This window comes from Pseudomonas orientalis (assembly GCF_001439815.1).
Taxonomy (GTDB): Bacteria; Pseudomonadota; Gammaproteobacteria; order Pseudomonadales; family Pseudomonadaceae; genus Aquipseudomonas; species Aquipseudomonas orientalis.
On record NZ_JYLM01000002.1, the window covers coordinates 634,510 to 657,855 of the forward strand.

The window sequence follows — 23,346 nt, forward strand, 5'->3', positions numbered from 1 at the left end:
GGCCCATGAAGATACTGGTAGCGATCAAACGCGTTGTCGATTACAACGTGAAAGTTCGCGTCAAGGCGGACAATTCCGGCGTCGACCTTGCTAACGTCAAGATGTCGATGAACCCCTTCTGCGAAATCGCCGTGGAAGAAGCCGTACGCCTGAAAGAGAAAGGCGTTTCGACTGAAATCGTCGTGGTTTCCATCGGTCCTGCCACTGCTCAAGAGCAGCTGCGTACCGCCCTGGCACTGGGTGCCGACCGCGCCATCCTGGTCGAGTCCGCCGAAGAGCTGACCTCCCTGGCCGTGGCCAAGCTGCTCAAGGCCGTTGTCGACAAGGAACAGCCGCAGCTGGTGATCCTTGGCAAACAAGCCATCGACAGCGACAACAACCAGACTGGCCAGATGCTGGCTGCACTGACCGGTTACGGCCAGGGCACCTTCGCTTCCAAAGTCGAAGTGAGCGGCGACAGCGTTGCGGTCACCCGTGAAATCGACGGCGGCGCGCAGACGGTTTCCCTGAAACTGCCGGCCATCGTCACCACCGACCTGCGTTTGAACGAGCCGCGCTATGCGTCCCTGCCGAACATCATGAAAGCCAAGAAGAAGCCGCTTGAAGTGCTGACTCCGGATGCTTTGGGCGTTTCCACCGCCTCCACCAACAAGACCGTCAAGGTTGAAGCACCGGCTGCACGCAGCGCGGGCATCAAGGTCAAGTCGGTGGCTGAACTGGTCGAGAAACTGAAAAACGAAGCGAAGGTGATCTGAACATGACTATCCTCGTAATCGCCGAACACGACAACAAGGTGCTGGCCCCGGCCACCCTGAACACCGTGGCCGCTGCCGCTAAAATCGGTGGCGACATCCACGTGCTGGTTGCAGGTCAGGGCGCTGGCCCGGTCGCTGAAGCCGCCGCGAAAATCGCCGGCGTGAGCAAAGTGCTCAACGCTGACAACGCCGCTTACGCGCACCAACTGCCGGAAAACGTTGCGCCGCTGGTTGCAGAGTTGGGCAAGAGCTACAGCCACATCCTGGCTGCCGCCACTTCCAACGGCAAAAACATCCTGCCACGCGTCGCCGCGCAGCTGGACGTTGACCAGATCTCCGAGATCATCTCGGTCGAAAGCGCTGACACCTTCAAGCGCCCGATCTACGCCGGTAACGCCATTGCCACCGTGCAGTCGAACGCTGCGGTCAAGGTCATCACCGTACGCGCCACCGGTTTCGACCCGGTGGCCGCCGAAGGGGGTTCGGCTACCGTTGAGGCCGTCGCTGCCGCCCACGACGCCGGTACATCCAGCTTTGTCGGCGAAGAGCTGGCCAAGTCGGATCGCCCGGAGCTGACCGCTGCCAAGATCGTCGTTTCCGGCGGGCGTGGTATGCAGAACGGCGACAACTTCAAGCACCTGTACGCCCTGGCCGACAAGCTGGGCGCAGCGGTCGGCGCTTCCCGCGCGGCGGTCGACGCAGGCTTCGTACCCAACGACATGCAGGTCGGCCAGACCGGCAAGATCGTTGCGCCACAGCTGTACATTGCCGTCGGCATTTCCGGTGCGATCCAGCATTTGGCCGGGATGAAAGATTCCAAGGTGATCGTTGCGATCAACAAGGATGAAGAAGCGCCGATCTTCCAAGTGGCCGATTACGGCCTGGTGGCGGACTTGTTTGAAGCGATTCCGGAAATGGCCGCCCTGGCCTGATCACCGACCGACGGGAGCGATAAATATGAACAGTACCGATTTTTCAGCCTGGATTGGACGTCGTCAGGAAAGCCAGGACCGGATCAGTTTCAACCTGGTGAAACGAATCGCCGCGACGTTGAGCGAAGTGACACCGCAGCCTGGTGAACCGCTTCCCCCCTTGTGGCATTGGGCATTTTTCCAGGACCCGGTTACCGCCGACGAGCTGGGCCCGGACGGTCATCCGGCGCTCGGGGGATTCCTTCCGCCCGCCCACAACCGCAACCGCATGTGGGCAGGTAGTCGGCTGGAGTTTTATCAGCCGCTGAAGGTGGAGGCTGAGGTGACCTGTGTATCAACCATTCTCAATGTCGAAGAGAAACACGGTCGCACGGGTTCCTTGTTGTTTGTCACGGTACGCCATGACTATTTCCAGGACGGTAAGCGCGCCCTCCAGGACGAACAGGACATCGTCTATCGGGAGCCCACTGCTCCCAAACTAAGCGGCACCGAAGCACTTCCTGAAGGCCAATGGCAGGCACGGGTCGAGCCCTCAGCTACCCTGCTGTTCCGCTACTCTGCCGTCACGTTCAATGGCCATCGAATTCACTATGACTGGCCATATGTCACAGAGACCGAAGGTTATCCGGGGTTGGTCGTGCATGGCCCTTTGATTGCCACCCTGAATTTGCGTGCCTTTACCCAAGCGCACCCGAACGTACGCTTGAAGCGCTTCACCTTTCGTGGCGTCCGACCTTTGATTTCACCTCAGCCTTTCGAGGTCGGCGGACGTCTGACCGACAACGGCAAGGCACAGCTCTGGGCAGGTAATCAGGACGGTACAGCGCAGATCGGCGAAGTCGAGTTCAGCGCGGGAGAAGCGCCATGAATACGTCGATCGTTCGCTCTGCCCTGTTTGTGCCTGCCACTCGTCCAGAGCGCATACCCAAAGCCATCGCAACCGGTGCGGACCGGGTCATTGTCGATCTGGAGGATGCCGTGCAGGAAAATCTCAAGGAACAGGCGAGGGATAACCTGGAGCGCTTCTTGAGTGACAATCCGAACGCCCCGATCCTGGTACGCGTGAATGCCCCGGATCACTGGGCCCACGAGGCAGATCTGGAGCTTTGTCGACGACACGCCGCCGTGAGCGGCGTTTTGCTGCCCAAAGCAGAAAGCGCGGAACACGTCCTCAGGGCGGCCAATACTCGCAAGCCGATCTGGCCCATCATCGAAAGCGCCAAGGGTCTGGTCGAACTCCAGGTGATCGCCCAGAGCCAGGGCATTGAACGCTTGTCGTTCGGAAGCCTTGATCTGGGCCTGGACCTGAACTTGACCACCGGCAGCCATGCCGCCCAACAAATCCTGAGTCACGCTCGCTATGCAGTACTGCTCGCGACCCGGGTGGCCGGCCTCGCTCCGGCGCTGGATGGCGTGTTTGCGTCCATTCAGGACACCGTCGGCCTGCACAGCACCGTTCAGTTTGCCCGCGACATGGGGTTTGGTGGCGCTTTATGTATCCACCCGAGCCAAGTGGCGATTATCCACCAAGCGCTGAAACCCGCTCTGGAGGAGCTGCACTGGGCACAACGCGTCATGGACGCCGCCCGTTCGGGGGAAGGTGTATTCGTGCTCGATGGCCAAATGGTCGATGCGCCTGTCATAGCCCGAGCCCAGGCCATCCTGGCGCGCGGCGCGATCTGACTCAACAGCAACGCTCATCCCATACCGCCAGCCACTGAATCAATCACAGAAAAAAACGCAGAGCCTCCCGTGCATCAGCCAGGCGTGGAGGCCAACAACAAAGTGTCTCTGCGTTAAACCGAACCTAGTTCACGGCTGAGTTGCTCACGGTCCAGAACACCCTCCCAGCGGGCAATAAACAGCGTGGCGACACCGTTGCCGATCACATTGATCAGCGCACCGCCTTCGGAGATGAACCGGTAGACGCCTAGCACCAGTACCAGGCCTGCCGCCGGTATCACATCAATCGAACCGAGGGTTGCCGCCAGGGTGATGAACGCGCCTCCGGTCACACTCGCGGCGCCCTTGGACGTCAGCAACAGGATCAATAACAGCGTTACTTGATGATAAAGAGACACGTCGATGTCCAGGGCCTGGGCAATGAAGATCGCCAGCACCGTCATGTTGATGCAGCTGCCGTCAAGATTGAAGCAGTAGCCGGAAGGTACTACGAGGCCGACAGTGGACTTTTCGCAGCCGAGCTTCTCCAGCTTGCCCATCAGGCGCGGTAACGCCGACTCCGACGAGGAAGTGCCGAGCACCAGTACCAGTTCTTCGCGGATGTACTTGAGGAACTTCCACAGGCTGAAACCAGCCAGCCGCGCCACCAGATTCAGCACCACGAATACGAATACCAGCGCGGTAAGGTAGTAACACACCAGCAGGTTCACATAGGCCCCGAGCGATTGCACGCCGTACTTGCCCACCGTGAAAGCCATGCCGCCGAAGGCTCCCAGGGGAGCCAGGTACATGACGATCCTGAGCATGCGAAAGAACGCCTTGGCCACCAGATCGATGGTGTTGAGCAGCGGCTTGCCAGTCTCGCCCAACAATTGCAGGCCGAAGGCGAACAGCACCGAGATGAATAGCACTTGGAGGATATCGCCCTCGGTAAACGCGCCGAACACCGTGGTCGGCACAATGTGCGTGAGAAACCCGACCACGCTTTGATCATGGGCGGCCTTGGTGTAGCCCGCGATAGCCGAAGCGTCGAGGCTGGCCGGGTCGATGTGCATGCCGACACCTGGCTTGAGCAGGTTCACCCCGATCAAGCCGATCACCAGGGCTATGGTGGTCAGCACCTCAAAGTAAATCAGCGACTTGAAACCGATACGCCCGATGCGCTTAAGGTCCTGCATGCCGGCGATACCGCTGACCACCGTGCAAAATATGATCGGTGCGATCAGCATCTTGATCAGCTTGATGAACGTATCGCCCAAGGGTTTCATCTGCTCACCGAGACCGGGGCTGAAGTGACCGAGGATCACCCCCAGCACGATCGCTGCGAGGACTTGTACGTAGAGGTGCTGGTAAAACGCTTTGCGCCGTGGAAGCGGTTCATCCACGGATTCGACTGACGAGCTGATTATTTTTGTCATGGCTCTGCCTTATGGGGTTGTGATTGGGGGAGCTGAGGGTTCAAGTCACCACGTTGATCGGTTGATGGGCGGCGAACGCCGCTATATTGGCTGCCAGCACCGCTTTGAGCCGCTCGACACTGCTCTGGCTGGCCCAGGCGACGTGGGGCGTAACCAGCAAATTGGGATGTTCGCAGTGCAGCAAGGGATGGTCGGATTGGGGCGGTTCCACCTGGAGTACGTCCAGCGCAGCCCCGCCCAATCGGCCGCGGGCGAGCCCGTCGAGCACGGCGTTTTCATCTACCAGTGCACCGCGTGCGGTGTTGATGAGCAAGGCACCGGGTTTCATCCGTGCGATCTCGGCGGAACCGATCAAATTACGGGTCTGCGGCGTCAATGGACAATGCAAGGTCAGCGCATCGGCCTTGGCCAATACCGTGTCGAACGCCGTGTAGCCTTCCCTCACCCGCGACGCGCCACGGTGTTCGGCAAACAGCACGGTGATGTCCAAGGCCTTGGCCAGGCGCGCCACGCGGCTGCCGATATCACCTCGGCCGATGATACCCAGGGTCGAGCCTTGCAGGTCTTGGACCGGCGCCGCATGCACGCAGAAGTGAGATGACTGTGGCCACAACGTGGTCGACGCCGCACGATACGCCATGAGGTGACGACGTAGCGCAAACAGCGAACCGATCACCGCTTCGGCCACACTGACCGCGCTGTACGCCGGCACGTTGCACACCGTCACGCCTTGATCACGGCAAGCGGCAATATCAATGCAGTCGTAACCAGTCGCAGCCACACAGATGAGCTTCAAGCGTGGCAGTTGCCCCAGGGTAGCTCGGTCGATGCGTACCTTGTTGGTAATGGCCACATCGGCTTCGGCCAACGCCTGCACAACCTGGCCGGGAGTGGTTTTTTCTCGTTCGGTCCACGCGCTGGCCTGGGCCGGGCGCGCCAATGGCGACGGCAAGCTTGCACCGTCGAGAAACACGATATTCATACGGGCACCTGTTCAGAAATTTCGATGAGGTTCAGGTCCGGGTCGCGCACATACACCGAACGAATCGGCCCAGTGGCGCCTGTACGCGGCACAGGGCCTTCGATGATCGGCCAGGCCTGGGCCTGCAGATGGGCGATCACTTCCTCCAGCGAGGTGCTGGTGATAAAACACAGGTCCAGCGCACCGGGCACCGGCAGATGGGCCTTGGGCTCGAACTCTCGCCCACGCTCATGCACATTGATTTTCTGGTTGCCGAAGCGGAACGCGAGTCGGCCGTTGCCAAAGCTCTCCAGGTGCATGCCCATGACGCGAATGTAAAAGTCTTTGCAGGCCGCTACGTCGATGGTGGTAAGAACCAGGTGGTCTAGATGATCAATCATGGGGTGCGCTCCAGTTCAGCGTTGGCCACTTGCTTGCTCAGGCTGTGTACGTGATCGGGGATGGGATGCAGGTCCAGGCGCTTGCCGGCTTTGAGGATCTGGCTGGGAATGTCGTGACCAATCAGTCCGGGCAACTGGGCGGACGCCGCCAGTAGGCGGTCCAGGTTCATGCCGGTGTCGTAGCCCATCAGGTCCAGCATGTGCACCAGGTCCTCCATGCACACATTACCGCTGGCACCCGGTGCATACGGGCAACCGCCCAAGCCGCCCAGGGAGGCATCAAAGCGGTCGATGCCGGCCTGCAGCGCCGCCAGGGTATTGGCCAGGGCCATGCCACGCGTGTTATGAAAATGCAAAGTCAGTTGCAACTCAGGAAAGCGCTCGCACCTGGCGCGACAACGCCTCCACTTGCGAGGGATAGGCCATACCGGTGGTGTCACACAGGGTGACGCCACGCACGCCCAATTCGGCGAAACGCCCGACCCAACCCAATACATCGTCGGCCGGCACGTCGCCCTGCATCGGGCAGCCAAATACCGTGGACAGCGACACGTTGACCGCCACCGGCCCGCGCCCAATTACCCCCACCACATCTCTGAGCTGGGCGAACGACTGTTCACGCGTCATGCGCAGGTTGGAGCGGTTATGCGGTTCGCTCACCGACATCACCAGGTTGGCTTCGTCGATTCCACACCCCAGCGCTCTTTCTGCCCCCCGAATGTTGGGCACCAGCACCGTGTACTCCACATCTTTATGCCGCTCAATCGCAGCCATCACGGCCTCGGCGTCGCGCAACGCGGGAATGGCCTTGGGCGAAGTGAAGGAAGTCACTTCGATCTTGGCGTAGCCGCACTGGCTCAGCGCATCGATCAAGGCGATTTTCTTTTCGGTGTCGATAAAGGTCTTTTCGTTCTGGAAGCCGTCACGGGTCGCGACTTCCTGCAGATATAAGCGCTTCATTGAGGTACTCCTGGTTTCAGATGAGGCCGCGAGCGCGCCAGGCTGTACGGGTCGGCGCATCGATACCGATGCTCTCAAGCACCGCATCGGTGTGTTGCCCAAGACTCGGCGCGCGCGAACGCACTCGGCCGGGTGTGGCCGTCAACTTGGGAACGATGCCGGGCAAGGTGACGGCAGTGCCGTCGTCCAACTGGCTGGCGAGTAGCATGTCGCGTGCCTGGTAATGGGCGTCGCCGGCGATGTCGGCGGCGTCATAGATCTTGCCGGAGGGGATGTTGGCGACCTTCAGCGCGGCGAGCACATCATCAAGGTTCCGCTCGGCCGTCCACGTGGAAATTGCCGCATCAATGCGCGCCACATGGCGCACGCGACCATCGTTCTGCGCCAGTTCCGGGTCCTCGGCCAAGTCCGGGCGGTCGATCTTTTCCATCAGGCGGCGGTAGATGCTGTCGCCGTTGCCCGCGATCAATGCGTACTTTCCATCCTTGCAACGGTAGGCATTGGTCGGCGCAATCCCCGGAAGGCTGCTACCAGCCGGCTCGCGCACCGTGCCAAACACCGAATACTCGGGAATCAGGCTTTCCATCATGTTGAAAACCGACTCATACAAAGCTACATCCACCTGCTGGCCGACACCTTGATTTTGTTCGCGATGGCGTAGTGCAAGCAGCACGCCGATCACACCATGGAGTGCGGACAACGAGTCGCCTATCGACACCCCCACCCGCACCGGTGTGCGCCCTGGCTCGCCGGATAAATGACGCAAACCGCCCATGGCTTCTGCGATAACGCCGAAGCCTGGCGAGTCGCGATAAGGCCCGGTCTGGCCGTAGCCGGACACCCGCAGCATCACCAGGCCAGGGTTGATAGCGAACAGTTCATCCCAGCCCAGCCCCCATTTTTCCAGTGTTCCAGGACGGAAGTTCTCGATCAGGATGTCGGCGTCCTTGACCAGCCGCTTGACCACTTCCCGGGCTTGGGCCTGACGAAGATCGAGGGTGACCGATTGCTTGTTGCGCGACTGGGCCGCCCACCAGACTGAGGTACCGTTGTGCAGCAAGCGCCATTTGCGCAGGGGGTCGCCGGTGACCGGCGGTTCGATCTTGATAACTTCGGCACCGAACTCGGCGAGAATCTTGGCGGCGAAGGGCCCAGCAATCAGTTGGCCCATTTCGACCACCTTGATACCTTCTAGCGGTAGGCTCATGACGTTTTCCATGCTTGTTGGAGGCGATGACCGGATAATCCACTCAAACGCGCGGCGTGAGAATTTCAAAGATTTCCACTACTCTTTCCGAACTGGAAACACAGAGGTGGATATGTTCAATCTGTTGCAGCTCGATCTGGTGTCGCTACGCCTGCTGGTATTGACCGCCAAGACGGAAAATCTGACCCAGGCCGCAAACAGTGCACACATGACTGTTTCCGCAGCGAGCAAGCGGTTAGCTGAACTTGAAAGAGTGACCCATTGCACCTTGTTCACCCGCGTGGCCCGAGGACTGCAGCTCACTCCCGCTGGGCGCGGCCTGGCAGAACATGCGCGGGCCATCCTCGACGTCGCACAGCAAATGGCCCACGACGCCGCCGACTACGCCAATGGTGTCCGCGGCCATGTGCGGTTATTTGCGAATACCTCGGCAGTGATCCAATTCCTGCCGCATGACCTGGCGATATTTCTGGCGGCCAACCCCCACGTACGTATCGAGCTTGCGGAAGCGCTCAGCGACAGCACCATCCACGCGGTGGAAAGCGGCCGGGCCGAGATTGGAATCTTTGCCGACAATGCGCCTGCGCCCGGGCTGCAAATGCAGCCCTATCGACGCGACCGCCTCGTGGTGCTGGTACCCCAAGCCCACGAGTTGGCGCAGCGAGCCGCCGTGAGTCTGGCTGACACGCTGGATTTTGATTACGTGGCTTTGAACCAGGGCAGCTCACTGCTGCGTCGCATCAACGACGCCGCTGCCAGCACTGGTAGGCTGCTGAAAGTACGGATTCAGGTCAGCAGCTTTGACGGCATCTGCCGCATGATCGAGGCTGGATTGGGCATTGGCATTCTGCCGCTCGGGTCGGTCCATCCCGAACTGCTTGAATCGAAGCTACGAGCGATACCGCTGGAGGGGGCCTGGGCGACGCGTACGTTGTATGTCGGCGTGGCTGACGCCTCACGTCTGTCACCGCAAGCAATGAATTTATATAACTATCTAGGGAGTTTGGAATAGGAAACAGGGCTTGACCGAAATCGCCACTCTCTCAAAGGCCGATGCCCTCGGTGTTCACGGCTATTCCTTGAATAAGGGGCTACCGATGGATAACCCCTCCCAAGCGCCGCTCGGCATCACGCTGCAAACTAAGACTCCCAGCGACGAAACAACACACTCGCATTAACGCCACCAAAACCGAACCCGTTTGAGAGTGCATTCATGATCGGCATCTCCCGGGACTTGAGGCTGACCAGGTCAAGCCCATCAGCCGCTTCGTCGGCATGATCCAGGTTCAACGTGGGAGGTGCGATCTGGTCGCGAAGCGCCAACACGGTAAAGATCGCTTCAATCCCTCCTGCCGCGCCCAGCAGATGCCCGGTGGCAGACTTGGTCGAGCTGATTGCCACGCCGGAACCCTTCCCGAACACCGAGCGAATGGCGGCCAGCTCGCCCTTGTCTCCGACTTGCGTGGAAGTCGCGTGTGCATTGATATGCTGTACGTCGCCAGGACTGACAGCAGCCTGACGCAGTGCCTGTTCCATGGCACGCCGTGCGCCGCTGCCATCTTCCGGGCCCGCCGTAAGGTGGTAGGCATCGGCACTGGTGCCATAACCCACCAGTTCAGCCAGTGGCTTGGCGCCACGCGCCAAGGCATGTTCCAGTGACTCGATCACCAGCAACCCCGCGCCTTCGGACATCACGAAGCCGTCGCGCTCCCGATCAAAAGGCCGTGAAGCCTGCTGCGGGTGTTCGGCAAAACCGGTGGACAGCGCACGGGCCGCGGCAAAACACCCTAGGGTCACACGGTCGATCGCCGCTTCGGTACCGCCGCACAGGGCGATGTCCGCTTCGCCACTTCTGATGAGCCTGGCCGCATCGCCGATGGCCTGTACGCCGGCGGCACAGGCCGTTACCGGGGCGCCGAGCGGGCCCTTGAAACCGTGCCGGATGGAGACGTGCCCCGCCGCCATGTTGGCCAGAAAAGACGGCGCGGTGAATGGCGACAATCGGCGCGGGCCACGTGTGTCGGTGGTCCGCACAGCATCGGCAATCACACCAAACCCGCCCACGCCAGATGCAATGATCGTCGCGGTCCTTTCCTGGTCAGCCTCCTCGGTCGGGTGCCAGCCGGCCTGCTCAAGCGCTTCGTGCGCCGCCACAAGGGCAAACTCGATGAAGCGATCCATCTTCTTGCGGTCCTTGGCCGAAATGACGCGCTCCGGGTCATACCCCGCGATGGGGTCTTCCTCCAGAGACGGCACCTGACCGCCGACTGCAACACCGGTGCCCTCGGTCACCTCGACCGGTAACTGGCGGATGCCGGAACGCCCCGCCAACAAACGCTTCCAGACCTCCTCAACGCCGCACCCCAGCGGCCCGACAATGCCGACGCCCGTGACTACGATTCGCTTTTGACCGTTGAGATTATTCATTGACCCCTCTTCATTTATCAGTCGAAAGTGCTTGGGTGGGTTTCGCTGCCTGAGTGCTGCTTTCAGGCTCAGGGCGGATCTTGAACCAGATGGCGTACATCGCCGGCAGGAACACCAGCGTCATGATGGTCTCAACCAACGTGCCTCCGATGAGTGTGTAGGCCAACGTCCCCCAGAAGACGGAATGGGTCAGCGGGATGAACGCCAGGATGGCCGCCATTGCGGTCAACAATACCGGTCCAGCCCTTCTTGTTCGTTTTGAGAAGGGTCTTTTCATTATTAGCGCTCTTCGTTCAACACCGAAAGGAATCAGCAGGAGGGGTTCTGTAAGCGCCCCTTTTTGGCTGACACGCTATGCTTATTCAAGTGACTCATTATGTCAATGGTCACTATCCGGACAGAATATTTGCTGAACGCGAGGCCAGAGATGCGCTATTTTGACTTTCACGTAAGGATTGCAAGGCTGGCACAGCCAGGCGTCATGGCATGAGGCTACGCAATATCAGGTTTGACGTGAGGGTCGGGGCAGTCTCAACGAAGTCGAGATTATATTGAAGCAGCAAAGGGTTGACGAAAGGCCGCAATGCAAAATGTATGGAGTCCACCGTTTCATCCAGTGGTGTCTTGCGTTCAAATTCGCCGCTTTCCCGCCCTTCACGCACGATTCGCAGCACGAAGCGCTTGATCCGGGCGTCGTATACCTGCGAACTCGGCCAGCTCTCCGATGCCGCAAACGCCGCGATATCGTAGAGTTTTCGATCATTGAAGAACAGGCTTACACCCGTGGAAATCAACGTTTTGACCAGGCGTCGAAAGCGCTCTGTCGACGAAATGCCCTCGGCGTCGATTGCCTGCTCGGCAGCCGCAACAATCTCAGCCAGGCAGTTGGCGCAGATAGCTTCGCCGATCGCTTGCTTGGAATCAAAGAACTTGTAGATGTAGGCCTTGGAAAAACCAATAGCTTTAGCCAGGTCGGAGACCGTGGTTTTACTGTAGCCATACTGGCTGAAATGCGCATTGGCGGCAGCGACAATCTGATCGCGAATGTCATGATCGGCTGGGCCGCGAACGCCGCGCGAGGAAATAGAGGGTTGGTTCATGGCTGTAGCTTACGCACCCACGTCGAGATTGACAATTTAGTGACCCAATTTCTAAAGGGTCACGAAAGTTTGTCAAATCACATCAAGGGACGCGCATACGGATCAGATTCAGTTGAACCTCCGTCACCTGGACGGACTCCCAAACCTGAATCCAGGAGAAACCTATGACCCATACAGCTTTGGTTGTGGGCGCCAGCGGCATCGTCGGCAGCGCCATCACTCAGTTACTCATCGACAACAACTGGCAGGTCGCCGCGCTGTCCAGGCACCCGTCGCAGGCACCAGGCGTCATCCCTCTCGCGGCAGACCTTCAGGACCCTGCTTCGCTGGAACAGGCGTTGGCAAATCTGAAACCTACTCACGTGTTCATTACCACTTGGTCACGGCAAGCCACGGAAGCCGAGAATATTCGCGTCAATGCCGCCATGGTTCGCAACGTGCTAACCGCCATCCGGCCAGCCAAAAGCGTCGAGCACGTAGCGTTGGTGACTGGCCTGAAGCACTACCTCGGCCCATTCGAAGCCTATGGTAAAGGCAGCCTCCCGCACACCCCGTTTCGCGAAGACCAGCCTCGCCTGGATATCGAAAACTTCTACTACGCCCAGGAAGACGAACTCTTCGCCGCAGCTGAACAGGACGGCTTCACCTGGAGCGTTCATCGCCCGCATACCGTCACCGGGGTTGCCGTGGGCAACGCGATGAACATGGCCACTACCCTCGCCGTCTATGCCTCGATTTGCAAACACACCAATCGTCCCTTTGTATTTCCCGGTTCAAGGGTGCAGTGGGACAGCCTCACGGATATGACGGATGCCCGGCAGTTGGCCAAACAACAATTGTGGGCGGCCACCACGCCGGCTGCGGCCAACCAGGCATTCAACGTCACTAACGGCGATGTGTTTCGCTGGAAATGGATGTGGGGCCGCATCGCCGACTACTTCGACGTGTCCGCTGCCGATTATCCCGCGTCACCCTCCCCCCTTGAGCAGCAGATGGCTGACGACCAGGCCGTATGGACGCAAATAGTCGCGGAACGAGGCCTGAAAGAATCCGATATCAGCCGCCTGATATCCCCATGGCATACCGATGCAGACCTGGGTCGCCCCATCGAAGTGGTCACGGATATGTCGAAGAGCCGTGCCATGGGCTTCACCGCATACCAGGCGAGCGATCAAGCGTTTTTCGAGGTGTTCGACCAACTACGCGAGAGACGCTTGATACCTTAGGTCGCTCCAGAAAGGCATTTGCGTTGGTCACCGCAGGTTCTTGTCCAGGAACGCCCGTATAACCGCAATGATCTCCTTTCCATGGGTTTCCAGCGCAAAGTGCCCGGTGTCATAAAAACGAATATCCGCCTTGGGAATATCGCGCTTCCACGCCTCGGCGCCGGCCGGCAGAAAGAATGGGTCGTTCTTTCCCCAGACCGCGAGCAGCGGTGGCTGGTACTGGCGGAAGTACGCCTGGAAGGCCGGGTACATCGCTACGTTCGAGGCGTAGTCCAGCAACAGGTCGAGCTGGATGTCGGCATTGCCCGGCCGGGATACCTGCAGCCCTTCCAGCGTGTAGCCATCGGGTGAAATCGAGCTTTTGTCGGCCACGCCTTCCAGGTACTGCCACTTGATCGAGGCGGGAGTTGGGAAGTCGCGCAGGGCCTCACGGTTTTGTTGGGTCGGGGCGTGCCAGTAGCGTTTGATGGGGGCCCATCCTTCGCCCAGGCCTTCTTCGTACGCATTGCCGTTTTGGGAAATGATCGCGGTCACCCGCTCCGGATGAGCACCGGCCATGCGCCAGCCCACGGGGGCGCCGTAGTCGTGAACCATCAGCGCGTATTTATCGAGTTTGAGCTGTTCGGTGAATTGGCCGATGGTCTTGGCCAGTTGGCTGAAGGTATAGGCGTATTCGCCGCGCGGTGGAGCTTGGGTGAAGCCAAATGCCGGCAGGTCTGGCGCGATGACGTGGTAGCGGTCGGCAAGCTCGGGCATGAGTTCGCGGAACATGAAGGATGAACCGGCGAAGCCGTGCAGCAGCAACACGGTCGGCGCGCCGGGGTCGCCGGCCTCGCGGTAGAACACCTTTACGTCACCGACCTGCTCATAGCGGTAATGCACTGTGTTGTCGGCATGGACAGCGCCGCTCATCAGCAAGGAGGCGGCGAGCCCGGCGGCGGCCATGGAGGCGTTGGACGTAGTCATATGTGGCTTCCTGTGTAACCGTTAAAGTTGGTGTTTGAAGGTTATTCTCATATTTGGTAACCTGTCAAACATATTTTATTGGTTACAGGTTGCCCCATGAATCCGAACAGCACTGCCTCAGGCGCCCTTTTTCTGGCTGACAACCTTGCCCTCGACTTCATCAACTCCGAGTACGGGGTGGGTGATCAGCGCCATGACTGCTTCGTCGATGATGACAGCGTAATGAACTGGCTGACCCGAGCGGGGCTGTTGCCCGAACACGTTGAGCTGCAGGCTCCGAGCGGGCTGCTGGCACTCGCTTGCACGCTTCGCGCGAGTTCAAGGGCGGTGGTGAATGCCGCAATGACAGGCGTTCCCGTCGATCTTGCGGTGATCAACCAGGTGCTTGAAGCGGGGCGCCCGGTGAGCAGGCTGGAATGGGTGCAGGAGAAGAAGGCATTTCGAGTTGCCACTCATCCTCGGGACTGCAGCCCGGAAAGCCTGCTTGGGCCGGTGGCCGAGACGCTGGTGGGCTTGGTCACCAACGATAAGTTTGAATTCGTCCGGCAGTGCGAGGCACACGACTGCGTGCTGTTGTTCCATGACCTGAGCAAATCACACCGCCGCCGCTGGTGCAGCATGGCGACCTGCGGCAACCGGATGAAGGTGGCGGCGTTTCGTTCCAGGAATAAACCTTGATCTTTCCCGGCCGCCCGTATCCGGCGAGAGCGGTGCACGCCCCAAGAACGGACGGTCGCACTCCTTTTCTTATTGATGAGTGTCCGCTTCCTCAGCCGGATAAAACTCGCCCTCCTTGCCCATTTCTTTCAGCCGCTCGCGCACAATTGCCTCAACGCCGGCGACGCCAGCTTGATCGTCAGGGCTGACCAACTGCAGACACAGGCGTCGGACATTCTGATCGTGGGTGCCTTCGCTCATCATTTCGTGGGTGAAGACCTGTTCGCCGCGCCACAGGCACAGTTGGGTGTGCGTCCCGCCGAGCCATATTTCGTTGATTGATCCAAGGTCGGTGGTAGCCAGTTTATCGACGGTGATTGTCTTATCCATTGCGCTGTACCTTAACCATGAGTAGAGAAAGGTAGACTTGCGGGCATAGTGGGTCGTTCCAAGTGTCTGCAGCTCGTCTTGATAGCAGAGCAGGTTTTGCACACCTGGCCAACGCCCACGCCCCCCTACAAGATCTTGTAGTCGCTAAGCCCCCACAAGTCCTCTATAAAAACCCGCACTTTCCCCGCCCCAAGGAACACCCTGCCATGCACATGGAAGAGCATACGCTGAGCGCAATGAGCGACGAGCTTAAACTCATGCTGGGCCGCTTTCGGCATGAACAATTCGTCGAGAAACTGGGATGGCGATTGCCTATACCGCCGGATCAGGCCGGTTATGAATGGGATCAATACGACACCGAATACTCCCGCTATCTGCTGGCGTTCAACGAACACCGCTCGATAGTGGGCTGCGCCCGTCTGATACCTACGATATTTCCCAATTTGCTGGAGGGTGTCTTCAGCCATACCTGCGCAGGCACACCGCCCAAGCATTCGGCCATCTGGGAAATGACACGTTTCACCACCCGCGAGCCGCAATTGGCCATGCCCTTGTTCTGGAAAACGCTCCAGACCGCCAGGCTGGCAGGCGCCGATGCCATCGTCGGCATCGTCAACAGTACGATGGAACGCTATTACAAGATCAACGGGGTCAACTACGAACGCCTGGGGCCGGTCATCACGCACCAGGACGAAAAAATCCTCGCCATCAAGCTCTCGGCTCACCGTGAACACCACCGTGGTGCCCGCCTGCCTTCAGCCTTTACGTCCGAGGCGTTAATGAAGCAGAGCGCTTGATAACGACCGAGTTGTCCTTGCGGTCGACTCGGCATACCGCAAAACTTCAGATATAGCCCAGCGCGACGGCGTAGGACACCGCCTGCACACGGTTGCTGGCGCCGATCTTGCGCTGGATGTTGCGATGGTGGTAGTTCACGGTGTCGGCGCACACGCCCATGATCACGCCAATTTCCTCCGAGGTCTTGCCGTCCGCGGTCCAGCGCAGCACGTCACATTCGCGCTCACTGAACGCCACATCGGTGTTGAATACACGCACATCCGTCTCCAATGCGCAGATTTTCTCCAGGGCCGCCGCCGCAAACGCTTTGGTCACGGGCTTCAATGCTTCGAATTCCTGAAGGCTGATGGCGTTGTCCTTGCGAGCCAGGCTCAACACGCCGACGCGCCCTTGGCTGTTGAACGAAGGCTGGGCCAGGCCATGGCACAGATATGAGTCGTTGGCTTCAGACCACAGGTCCGGACAGTCCCGGAACAACTCGTTGCTCCACAAAATGGGCGCCGACGAGACCTTGCTGTGTTTCACCGTAGGGTCGATTTTCGCGTAGTTAGCGGCTTGATAGCGCTGTATCCAGCTCTCGGGATAATTGCCGTACATATAGGTCTTGGGCCGCATGAATGGCGTCACGCTGCACATGCCATAGGCAAAGAAATCAAAACGCAGTTCGCGCAAAGCCCTCAATGCTACAACCGTGAACTCCTCCATGTTCATGGTCTGTGCAAAGATACTGTAAAAATAAGCATCCCATCCCAACAGCTGTCCTAATTCCATTTTGAACACCTATAACGCTCCAAGGAAGTCGAGAGACTAAACCAAACTGAACGCCTGTCAACACACAAGACCATCCGCCCTAGACTGCTTCGCACTAGCGAAAGATTTTTTATGTCTAACCCAGGCAACTAGCCTTAAGCCACTACTTCTCAGGCGATGAAGGAGTCCGCCCTTCATAATAATGCAACACTCCATCCGACCGCTTGCAATGCGCCCCACTCCTGCTGAGCCACTACAAGATCTGGTAGTTTCAAGTCCCGGAAATGCGGGTGTATAAACAACACCGCACAAAACAGCCCCGAAGGCGCAACTGTTAAAGATCGTTCAATTTTGTTGTGCGCAACTAACTAATTATTTAATTGATTTTCAAGAAACTTAATAAATTAAGGAGAACAGCGCCCATGTCTGCTTCGCTTTCACCTGGCGGCTTTAATGACTCGCTTGAACTTCGCCGGAAAAACCGGGCCACGGTTGATCAGTACATGCGCACCAACGGCGAAGACCGCCTGCGCAGGCATGAGCTGTTCACCCCGGATGGCAGTGGCGGTTCCTGGAATACCGAAACCGGTGAACCCCTTGTATTCAAAGGTCACACCAAACTGGCCGCGCTCGGCGTGTGGCTGCACAAGTGCTTTCCAGACTGGCAGTGGCACAACGTGCGGGTGTTTGAAACCGATAACCCCAATCACTTCTGGGTGGAAAGTGACGGCCGCGGCATCACTCGAGTGCCTGGTTACCCTGAAGGTTACTGCGAAAATCATTACATCCACTCGTTTGAACTGGACAACGGCAAGATCACGCAAAACCGTGAATTCATGAACCCTTTTGCACAACTTCGCGCCTTGGGCATCCCGGTGCCAACGATCAAGCGCGAAGGTATCCCCGCCTCATAAGTCCTTTATCCATTGGAGATTGAACATGCCTGATAGCACCGTGCACCAACCCATCACTGACGATACCGAACTACGTCGCAGGAACCGCGCCACGGTTGAACAATACATGCGTACCAAAGGCCAGGATCGTCTGCGCCGGCATGAACTTTTTACCGAGGACGGCTCAGGCGGATTATGGACCACGGACACCGGTGCACCGATTGTAATCAATGGAAAAAGCAAACTGGCCGAACATGCTGTCTGGTCACTCAAGTGCTTTCCGGATTGGGAATGGTACAACGTCAAGGTATTTGAAACCGATGACCCCAACCATATCTGGGTCGAGTGTGATGGCCACGGCAAGATTCTCTTTCCAGGTTACCCGGAAGGTTATTACGAGAACCACTTCCTGCACTCATTCGAACTGCAAGACGGCAAAGTAAAACGCAATCGCGAGTTCATGAATGTTTTTCAACAATTGCGCGCCCTGGGTATTCCCGTGCCGCACATCCAGCGTGAAGGCATTCCCGCCTGATCCTTTGGGAGAGTGATCGCATCATGGAAGACTTACTGAAACGGGTTCTTAAGTGTGAAGCGTTGCAGCAGCCTCAATGGAGCGAACCCTCGCAATTGCATGATGCGCAGGCCTACCTCAGGGACAGCGCGTCACTGGTTCGCGTCGAAGACATCCTGATTCTGCGCGCGACCCTGGCCAGGGTCGCGGCGGGCGAAGCGATGGTCATCCAGTGCGGTGACTGCGCCGAGGACATGGATGAAAGCGCCTGCGACCATGTCACCCGCAAAGCTGCGCTGCTGGACATCCTGGCCGGCGCGTTCCGGCTGGTGACCCAGCAACCGGTGGTGCGGGTGGGTCGGATTGCTGGGCAATTTGCCAAGCCGCGCTCCAACCACAGCGAGCGCATCGGCGATGTGGAGTTGCCGGTGTACCGCGGCGACATGGTCAACGGTCGCGAGGCCGTCAGCGGCCATCGTCAGCACGATGCGCAACGCCTGGTACGCGGCTATCGCGCCGCCCAGGACATCATGGGGCACCTGGGATGGACGGAGCCGTCCGGCGAAATGCAGCTCACCGGCTCCCCGGCCTGGACCAGTCACGAGATGCTGGTGCTCGACTACGAACTGCCGCAAGTGCGCCAGGACGAGCAGGGCCGGATTTTTCTGGGTTCCACCCACTGGCCGTGGATTGGCGAACGCACCCGCCAGTTGACGGGCGCTCACGTCGCGCTGCTCAGCGAAGTGCTCAACCCGGTGGCCTGCAAGGTCGGCCCGGATATCACTCAGGACCAGTTACTGAGCCTGTGCGAGCGCCTGGACCCCAGGCGCGAACCCGGCCGGCTGACCCTGATTGCCCGTATGGGCGCCCACAAGGTTGCCGAGCGCCTGCCACCGCTGGTGGAAGCGGTGCGCCGTGCCGGGCACAAGGTCATCTGGCTCAGCGACCCGATGCACGGCAACACCATCGTCGCGCCCTGCGGCAACAAGACCCGCATGGTGCAGACCATCACCGAGGAAATCAGCGCCTTCAAACAGGCCGTGATCGCGGCCGGTGGCGTGGCCGCCGGCCTGCATCTGGAAACCACCCCGGATGATGTCAGCGAGTGCGCCTCCGATGCCGCCGGCCTGAGCCAGGTGGCCAGCCACTATAAAAGCCTGTGCGACCCGCGCCTGAACCCGGGGCAAGCCATTGCTGCGGTGATGGCCTGGCAGGCCTGCCCTCCTCCCTCTTTTGCATCCCTTTGACTGGAGTTCGTCGCCATGACCGGCATTCCATCGATCGTCCCTTACGCCCTGCCCACCTCCCGCGACCTGCCCGCCAACCTCGCGCAATGGCGCATTGAACCCCAGCGCGCCGTGCTGTTGGTGCACGACATGCAGCGCTACTTCCTGCGGCCCTTGCCGGAGGCCTTGCGTGAGGAAGTCGTGGGCAATGCCGCCCGCGTTCGCCAATGGGCGGCCGACAACGGCGTGCCCGTGGCCTATACCGCCCAGCCGGGCAGCATGAACGAGGAACAACGCGGGCTGCTCAAGGATTTCTGGGGCCCGGGCATGAAGGCCAGTCCGGCCGACCGCGAGGTGGTCGACGCACTCACCCCAAGGCCCGGTGACTGGCTGCTGACCAAATGGCGCTACAGCGCGTTCTTCAACTCCGACTTGCTGCAACGCATGCACGCCAGCGGGCGCGATCAGTTGATCCTGTGCGGGGTGTATGCACACGTCGGTGTATTGATTTCCAGCGTGGATGCGTACTCCAACGATATCCAACCCTTTCTCGTTGTCGACGCTATCGCCGACTTCAGCAAGGAGCATCACTGGATGGCCATGGAATACGCCGCCAGCCGTTGCGCCATGGTCATCACCGCCGATGAGGTGATGCTATGAGTCAAGCCGCTGCCCGCCTCATGGAACGCATCCTGCAACCGACGCCCGAACCGTTTGCCCTGTTGTACCGCCCCGAATCCAGCGGCCCCGGGCTGCTGAATGTGCTGATCGGCGAAATGACGGAGCCACAGGTCCTGGCCGATATCGACCTGCCCGCCCCCTCGATCGGCGCCCCGCGCCTGGATGTACTGACGCTGATTCCCTATCGCCAGATCGCCGAACGCGGCTTCGAGGCGGTGGACGATCAGTCGCCGCTGCTGGCGATGACGATTACCGAGCAGCAATCCATTGGCATCGAGCAATTGCTGGGGTTGCTGCCCAACGTGCCGATCCAGTTGAACAATGAACGCTTCGACCTCAGCGACGCCCGCTATGCCGAGATCGTCAGCCAGGTGATCGCCAACGAAATCGGCTCCGGAGAAGGCGCCAATTTCGTGATCAAGCGCACCTTTATGGCGGAGATCAGCGAGTACGGTCCGGCCAGTGCGCTGTCGTTCTTTCGGCATCTGCTGGAGCGCGAGAAAGGCGTCTATTGGACCTTCATCATTCACACCGGCAGCCGCACTTTCGTCGGCGCATCTCCCGAGCGCCACATCAGCGTCAAGGATGGGCTGGCGGTGATGAATCCCATCAGCGGCACTTACCGCTACCCGCCCGCCGGCCCCAGCCTGACAGAGGTGATGGACTTCCTGGCCGACCGCAAGGAAGCCGATGAGCTGTACATGGTGGTCGACGAAGAGCTGAAAATGATGGCGCGTATTTGCGAAGACGGCGGGCACGTCCTCGGTCCTTACCTGAAGGAAATGACGCACCTGGCGCACACCGAGTACTTCATCGAAGGCAAGACCCGTCGCGATGTGCGCGACATCCTCCACGAAACCCTGTTCGCCCCGACGGTCACCGGCAGCCCGCTGGAAAGCGCCTGCCGCGTGATCCGGCGCTATGAGCCGCAAGGCCGCGCGTACTACAGCGGCATGGCCGCGCTGATCGGCAGCGACGGCAAAGGCGGACGCTCTCTGGACTCGGCGATCCTGATTCGCACCGCCGACATCAATGACAGCGGGCAGGTACGGATCAGCGTCGGTTCGACCATCGTGCGCCACTCCGAACCCATGACCGAAGCCGCCGAAAGCCGGGCCAAGGCGGCGGGCCTGATCGCCGCGCTGAAAAACCAGACGGCCTCGCGCTTCGGCGACCACCTGCAGGTGCGCGCGGCATTGGCCAGCCGCAATGCCTACGTTTCGGATTTCTGGTTGATGAACAGCCAGCAACGGCAACAGACCCAGGCCGACTTCAGCGGCCGCCAGGTGCTGATCGTCGACGCCGAAGACACGTTCACCTCGATGATCGCCAAGCAGCTGCGGGCGCTGGGACTGGTGGTGACGGTGCGCAGCTTCAGTGACGAGTACAGTTTCGACGGTTACGACCTGGTGATCATGGGCCCCGGCCCTGGCAACCCGAGCGATGTGCAACTGCCGAAAATCGAGCATCTGCACGTGGCCATCCGTTCCCTGCTCAGCCAGCAGCGACCGTTTCTCGCGGTGTGCCTGAGCCATCAGGTGTTGAGCCTGTGCCTGGGCCTGGAGTTGCAACGCAAGGCCATTCCCAACCAGGGCGTGCAAAAACAGATCGACCTGTTCGGTAACGCCGAACGGGTGGGTTTCTACAACACCTTCGCGGCGCGCAGTGCCAGTGACCGCCTGGACATCGACGGCATCGGCAGCGTCGAGATCAGCCGCGACAGCGAGACCGGCGAGGTTCATGCGCTACGTGGGCCGGCGTTTGCCTCCATGCAGTTTCATGCCGAGTCGCTGCTGACCCAGGAAGGCCCGCGCATCATCGCCGACCTGCTGCGGCACGCCCTCATCCACACCATTGTCGACAGCAGCGTTTCGGCCGCCGGGAGATAAACCATGCATAACTACGTCATCATCGACGCCTTTGCCAGCGTCCCGCTGGAAGGCAATCCGGTCGCGGTGTTCTTTGACGCCGATGACTTGCCGCCTGCGCAAATGCAGCGCATCGCCCGGGAAATGAACCTTTCGGAAACCACCTTTGTGCTCAAGCCGCGCAACGGTGGGGATGCGCTGATCCGGATCTTCACACCGGTCAACGAGCTGCCCTTCGCCGGGCATCCGTTGCTGGGGACGGCCATCGCCCTGGGCGCGCATACCGACAACCACCGGCTGTACCTGGAAACCCGCATGGGCACCATCGCCTTTGAACTCGAGCGCCAGAACGGCAGTGTCATCGCCGCCAGCATGGACCAGCCCATTCCGACCTGGACGGCCCTGGGCCGCGACGCTGAACTGCTTGAGGCCCTGGGCATCGGCGCTTCGACCTTTCCCATCGAGATCTATCACAATGGGCCGCGCCATGTGTTTGTCGGCCTGCCGAGCATTGAAGCCTTGTCGGCCCTGCACCCCGACCACCGGGCGCTGGCCAGCTTCCACGACATGGCGATCAACTGCTTTGCCGGCGCCGGACGGCATTGGCGCAGCCGGATGTTTTCACCGGCCTACGGCGTTGTCGAAGATGCGGCCACCGGCTCCGCGGCCGGGCCATTGGCGATTCATCTGGCGCGCCATGGCCAGATAGCGTTCGGCCAGCCCGTGGAGATTTTACAGGGCGTGGAAATCGGCCGCCCTTCACTGATGTTCGCCAAAGCCGAGGGGCGCGCCGAGCAACTGACGCGGGTCGAGGTATCAGGCAATGGCGTCACGTTCGGGCGGGGGAGCATCGTGCTATGAACAGCTCACTGCAAGGCAATCCGCTGCTGGGCAAAGGCCTGTCGGAATCGCTCACCGGCACCCTGGATGCACCGTTTCCCGAATACCAGACACTGCCCGCCGACCCCATGAGCGTGCTGCACAATTGGCTCGAACGTGCGCGCCGCGTCGGCATCCGCGAGCCCAGGGCACTGGCGTTGGCCACTGCCGACAGCCAGAGCCGGCCCTCCACGCGGATCGTGGTCATCAGCGAGATCAGTGACACCGGCGTGTTGTTCAGCACCCACGCCGGCAGCCAGAAAGGCCGTGAACTGATCCACAACCCGTGGGCTTCGGGTGTGTTGTATTGGCGCGAAACCAGCCAGCAGATCATCCTCAATGGCCAGGCCGTGCGCTTGCCGGACGCCAAGGCTGACGAGGCGTGGCTCAAGCGGCCCTATGCCACGCACCCGATGTCATCGGTGTCTCACCAGAGTGAAGAGCTACAGGATGTGCAGGCCATGCGCAACGCCGCCAGGCAACTGGCCGACGTGCCAGGCCCGCTGCCGCGTCCTGCGGGGTATTGCGTGTTCGAGTTGCGACTTGATTCCCTGGAGTTCTGGGGCAATGGGCGCGAACGCTTGCATGAGCGGCTGCGGTACGACCGTAGCGAGGCAGGCTGGAGGGCGCGGCGTTTGCAACCCTGAGTCGATT

At 59.9% G+C, this 23,346-nt stretch carries 24 protein-coding genes and 2 pseudogenes; 15 read left to right on the forward strand and 11 right to left on the reverse strand.

Going from position 1 to position 23,346, the window contains the following annotated elements; genetic code table 11:
• Window positions 1-5: 5 nt before the first annotated feature.
• The 4 genes from TU82_RS07145 to TU82_RS07160 are packed head-to-tail and all read left to right on the forward strand — an operon-like array spanning window position 6 to window position 3,370.
• Window positions 6-755, forward strand: coding sequence for an electron transfer flavoprotein subunit beta/FixA family protein (locus TU82_RS07145; protein WP_057722416.1), 750 nt, complete (start codon window positions 6-8; stop codon window positions 753-755).
• 2 nt (window positions 756-757) lie between these two features.
• The gene (locus TU82_RS07150) at window positions 758-1,687 is read left to right on the forward strand and encodes an electron transfer flavoprotein subunit alpha/FixB family protein (RefSeq protein ID WP_057722417.1); all 930 of its coding nucleotides are present in this window, start codon (window positions 758-760) and stop codon (window positions 1,685-1,687) included.
• 25 nt (window positions 1,688-1,712) lie between these two features.
• Window positions 1,713-2,555, forward strand: a complete 843-nt coding sequence (locus TU82_RS07155) for an HTD2 family dehydratase (RefSeq protein ID WP_057722418.1) — start codon at window positions 1,713-1,715, stop codon at window positions 2,553-2,555.
• A complete protein-coding gene (locus TU82_RS07160; RefSeq protein WP_057722419.1) occupies window positions 2,552-3,370 on the forward strand; it encodes an HpcH/HpaI aldolase/citrate lyase family protein in 819 nt (272 codons plus the stop codon). The genes TU82_RS07155 and TU82_RS07160 overlap by 4 nt, the downstream gene beginning before the upstream one ends.
• A 113-nt stretch (window positions 3,371-3,483) precedes the next feature.
• Here TU82_RS07160 and dctA read toward each other — a convergent pair whose 3' ends face one another.
• The 5 genes and pseudogenes from dctA to TU82_RS07185 form a co-directional block, all read right to left on the reverse strand.
• Window positions 3,484-4,788: a C4-dicarboxylate transporter DctA gene (gene dctA, locus TU82_RS07165; RefSeq protein ID WP_057722420.1), complete on the reverse strand. Its 1,305-nt coding sequence runs from the start codon at window positions 4,786-4,788 to the stop codon at window positions 3,484-3,486.
• Between the two features lie 40 nt (window positions 4,789-4,828).
• Window positions 4,829-5,770: a D-2-hydroxyacid dehydrogenase gene (locus TU82_RS07170; RefSeq protein WP_057722421.1), complete on the reverse strand. Its 942-nt coding sequence runs from the start codon at window positions 5,768-5,770 to the stop codon at window positions 4,829-4,831.
• On the reverse strand, window positions 5,767-6,150 hold the full coding sequence (locus tag TU82_RS07175) for a VOC family protein (RefSeq protein ID WP_057722422.1): 384 nt from the start codon (window positions 6,148-6,150) through the stop codon (window positions 5,767-5,769). Before TU82_RS07175 ends, TU82_RS07170 begins: the two co-directional genes overlap by 4 nt.
• Window positions 6,147-7,110: pseudogene (locus tag TU82_RS07180) on the reverse strand (hydroxymethylglutaryl-CoA lyase). Before TU82_RS07180 ends, TU82_RS07175 begins: the two are co-directional and overlap by 4 nt.
• Before the next feature lie 16 nt (window positions 7,111-7,126).
• The gene (locus tag TU82_RS07185) at window positions 7,127-8,317 is read right to left on the reverse strand and encodes a CaiB/BaiF CoA transferase family protein (RefSeq protein ID WP_057722423.1); all 1,191 of its coding nucleotides are present in this window, start codon (window positions 8,315-8,317) and stop codon (window positions 7,127-7,129) included.
• Between the two features lie 112 nt (window positions 8,318-8,429).
• Here TU82_RS07185 and TU82_RS07190 point away from each other — a divergent pair, with 112 nt between their 5' ends.
• A complete protein-coding gene (locus TU82_RS07190) occupies window positions 8,430-9,329 on the forward strand; it encodes a LysR family transcriptional regulator (protein WP_057722641.1) in 900 nt (299 codons plus the stop codon).
• A 128-nt stretch (window positions 9,330-9,457) separates the two neighbouring features.
• Here TU82_RS07190 and fabF read toward each other — a convergent pair whose 3' ends face one another.
• From fabF to TU82_RS07205, 3 genes and pseudogenes are all read right to left on the reverse strand, one after another.
• Entirely contained in the window at window positions 9,458-10,744 is a 1,287-nt protein-coding gene (gene fabF, locus TU82_RS07195) for a beta-ketoacyl-ACP synthase II (RefSeq protein WP_057722424.1), read from the reverse strand.
• Between the two features lie 10 nt (window positions 10,745-10,754).
• Window positions 10,755-10,994: pseudogene (locus TU82_RS07200) on the reverse strand (hypothetical protein); the annotation flags it as partial.
• 229 nt (window positions 10,995-11,223) lie between these two features.
• A complete protein-coding gene (locus TU82_RS07205; protein ID WP_057722426.1) occupies window positions 11,224-11,844 on the reverse strand; it encodes a TetR/AcrR family transcriptional regulator in 621 nt (206 codons plus the stop codon).
• Window positions 11,845-12,008: 164 nt separating this feature from the next.
• Here TU82_RS07205 and TU82_RS07210 point away from each other — a divergent pair, with 164 nt between their 5' ends.
• Window positions 12,009-13,070 carry an SDR family oxidoreductase gene (locus tag TU82_RS07210; protein WP_057722427.1) on the forward strand — a complete coding sequence of 354 codons (1,062 nt, stop codon included), beginning with the start codon at window positions 12,009-12,011 and terminating at the stop codon, window positions 13,068-13,070.
• A gap of 27 nt (window positions 13,071-13,097) precedes the next feature.
• Here TU82_RS07210 and TU82_RS07215 read toward each other — a convergent pair whose 3' ends face one another.
• Window positions 13,098-14,036 carry an alpha/beta fold hydrolase gene (locus TU82_RS07215; RefSeq protein ID WP_173667469.1) on the reverse strand — a complete coding sequence of 313 codons (939 nt, stop codon included), beginning with the start codon at window positions 14,034-14,036 and terminating at the stop codon, window positions 13,098-13,100.
• Between the two features lie 96 nt (window positions 14,037-14,132).
• Between TU82_RS07215 and TU82_RS07220 the strand changes: the two genes are divergently transcribed.
• Window positions 14,133-14,714 (forward strand): CGNR zinc finger domain-containing protein, encoded by a 582-nt coding sequence (locus TU82_RS07220; protein WP_057722428.1) that lies wholly within the window; start codon window positions 14,133-14,135, stop codon window positions 14,712-14,714.
• Between the two features lie 69 nt (window positions 14,715-14,783).
• Here the strand turns inward: TU82_RS07220 and TU82_RS07225 are convergent, their stop codons facing one another.
• Entirely contained in the window at window positions 14,784-15,083 is a 300-nt protein-coding gene (locus TU82_RS07225) for a hypothetical protein (protein ID WP_057722429.1), read from the reverse strand.
• A gap of 206 nt (window positions 15,084-15,289) precedes the next feature.
• On the opposite strand from TU82_RS07225, the gene TU82_RS07230 reads away from it, so the two are divergent.
• The gene (locus TU82_RS07230; RefSeq protein WP_057722430.1) at window positions 15,290-15,880 is read left to right on the forward strand and encodes an acyl-homoserine-lactone synthase; all 591 of its coding nucleotides are present in this window, start codon (window positions 15,290-15,292) and stop codon (window positions 15,878-15,880) included.
• Window positions 15,881-15,926: 46 nt separating this feature from the next.
• On the opposite strand, the gene TU82_RS07235 is transcribed toward TU82_RS07230, so the two are convergent.
• Window positions 15,927-16,652: an autoinducer binding domain-containing protein gene (locus tag TU82_RS07235; RefSeq protein ID WP_057722645.1), complete on the reverse strand. Its 726-nt coding sequence runs from the start codon at window positions 16,650-16,652 to the stop codon at window positions 15,927-15,929.
• Window positions 16,653-17,053: 401 nt separating this feature from the next.
• On the opposite strand from TU82_RS07235, the gene TU82_RS07240 reads away from it, so the two are divergent.
• The 7 genes from TU82_RS07240 to phzG are packed head-to-tail and all read left to right on the forward strand — an operon-like array spanning window position 17,054 to window position 23,339.
• Window positions 17,054-17,545, forward strand: a complete 492-nt coding sequence (locus TU82_RS07240; RefSeq protein ID WP_057722431.1) for a PhzA/PhzB family protein — start codon at window positions 17,054-17,056, stop codon at window positions 17,543-17,545.
• Between the two features lie 25 nt (window positions 17,546-17,570).
• Window positions 17,571-18,059, forward strand: coding sequence for a PhzA/PhzB family protein (locus tag TU82_RS07245; RefSeq protein WP_057722432.1), 489 nt, complete (start codon window positions 17,571-17,573; stop codon window positions 18,057-18,059).
• Between the two features lie 23 nt (window positions 18,060-18,082).
• Window positions 18,083-19,285, forward strand: a complete 1,203-nt coding sequence (locus TU82_RS07250; RefSeq protein WP_057722433.1) for a 3-deoxy-7-phosphoheptulonate synthase — start codon at window positions 18,083-18,085, stop codon at window positions 19,283-19,285.
• A 15-nt stretch (window positions 19,286-19,300) separates the two neighbouring features.
• Window positions 19,301-19,924 (forward strand): isochorismatase family protein, encoded by a 624-nt coding sequence (locus TU82_RS07255; RefSeq protein WP_057722434.1) that lies wholly within the window; start codon window positions 19,301-19,303, stop codon window positions 19,922-19,924.
• A 20-nt stretch (window positions 19,925-19,944) separates the two neighbouring features.
• Window positions 19,945-21,834, forward strand: coding sequence for an anthranilate synthase family protein (locus TU82_RS07260; RefSeq protein ID WP_420893018.1), 1,890 nt, complete (start codon window positions 19,945-19,947; stop codon window positions 21,832-21,834).
• 3 nt (window positions 21,835-21,837) lie between these two features.
• Entirely contained in the window at window positions 21,838-22,674 is an 837-nt protein-coding gene (locus tag TU82_RS07265) for a PhzF family phenazine biosynthesis protein (RefSeq protein ID WP_057722436.1), read from the forward strand.
• Entirely contained in the window at window positions 22,671-23,339 is a 669-nt protein-coding gene (gene phzG, locus TU82_RS07270; protein ID WP_057722437.1) for a phenazine biosynthesis FMN-dependent oxidase PhzG, read from the forward strand. The genes TU82_RS07265 and phzG overlap by 4 nt, the downstream gene beginning before the upstream one ends.
• Window positions 23,340-23,346 lie beyond the last annotated feature (7 nt).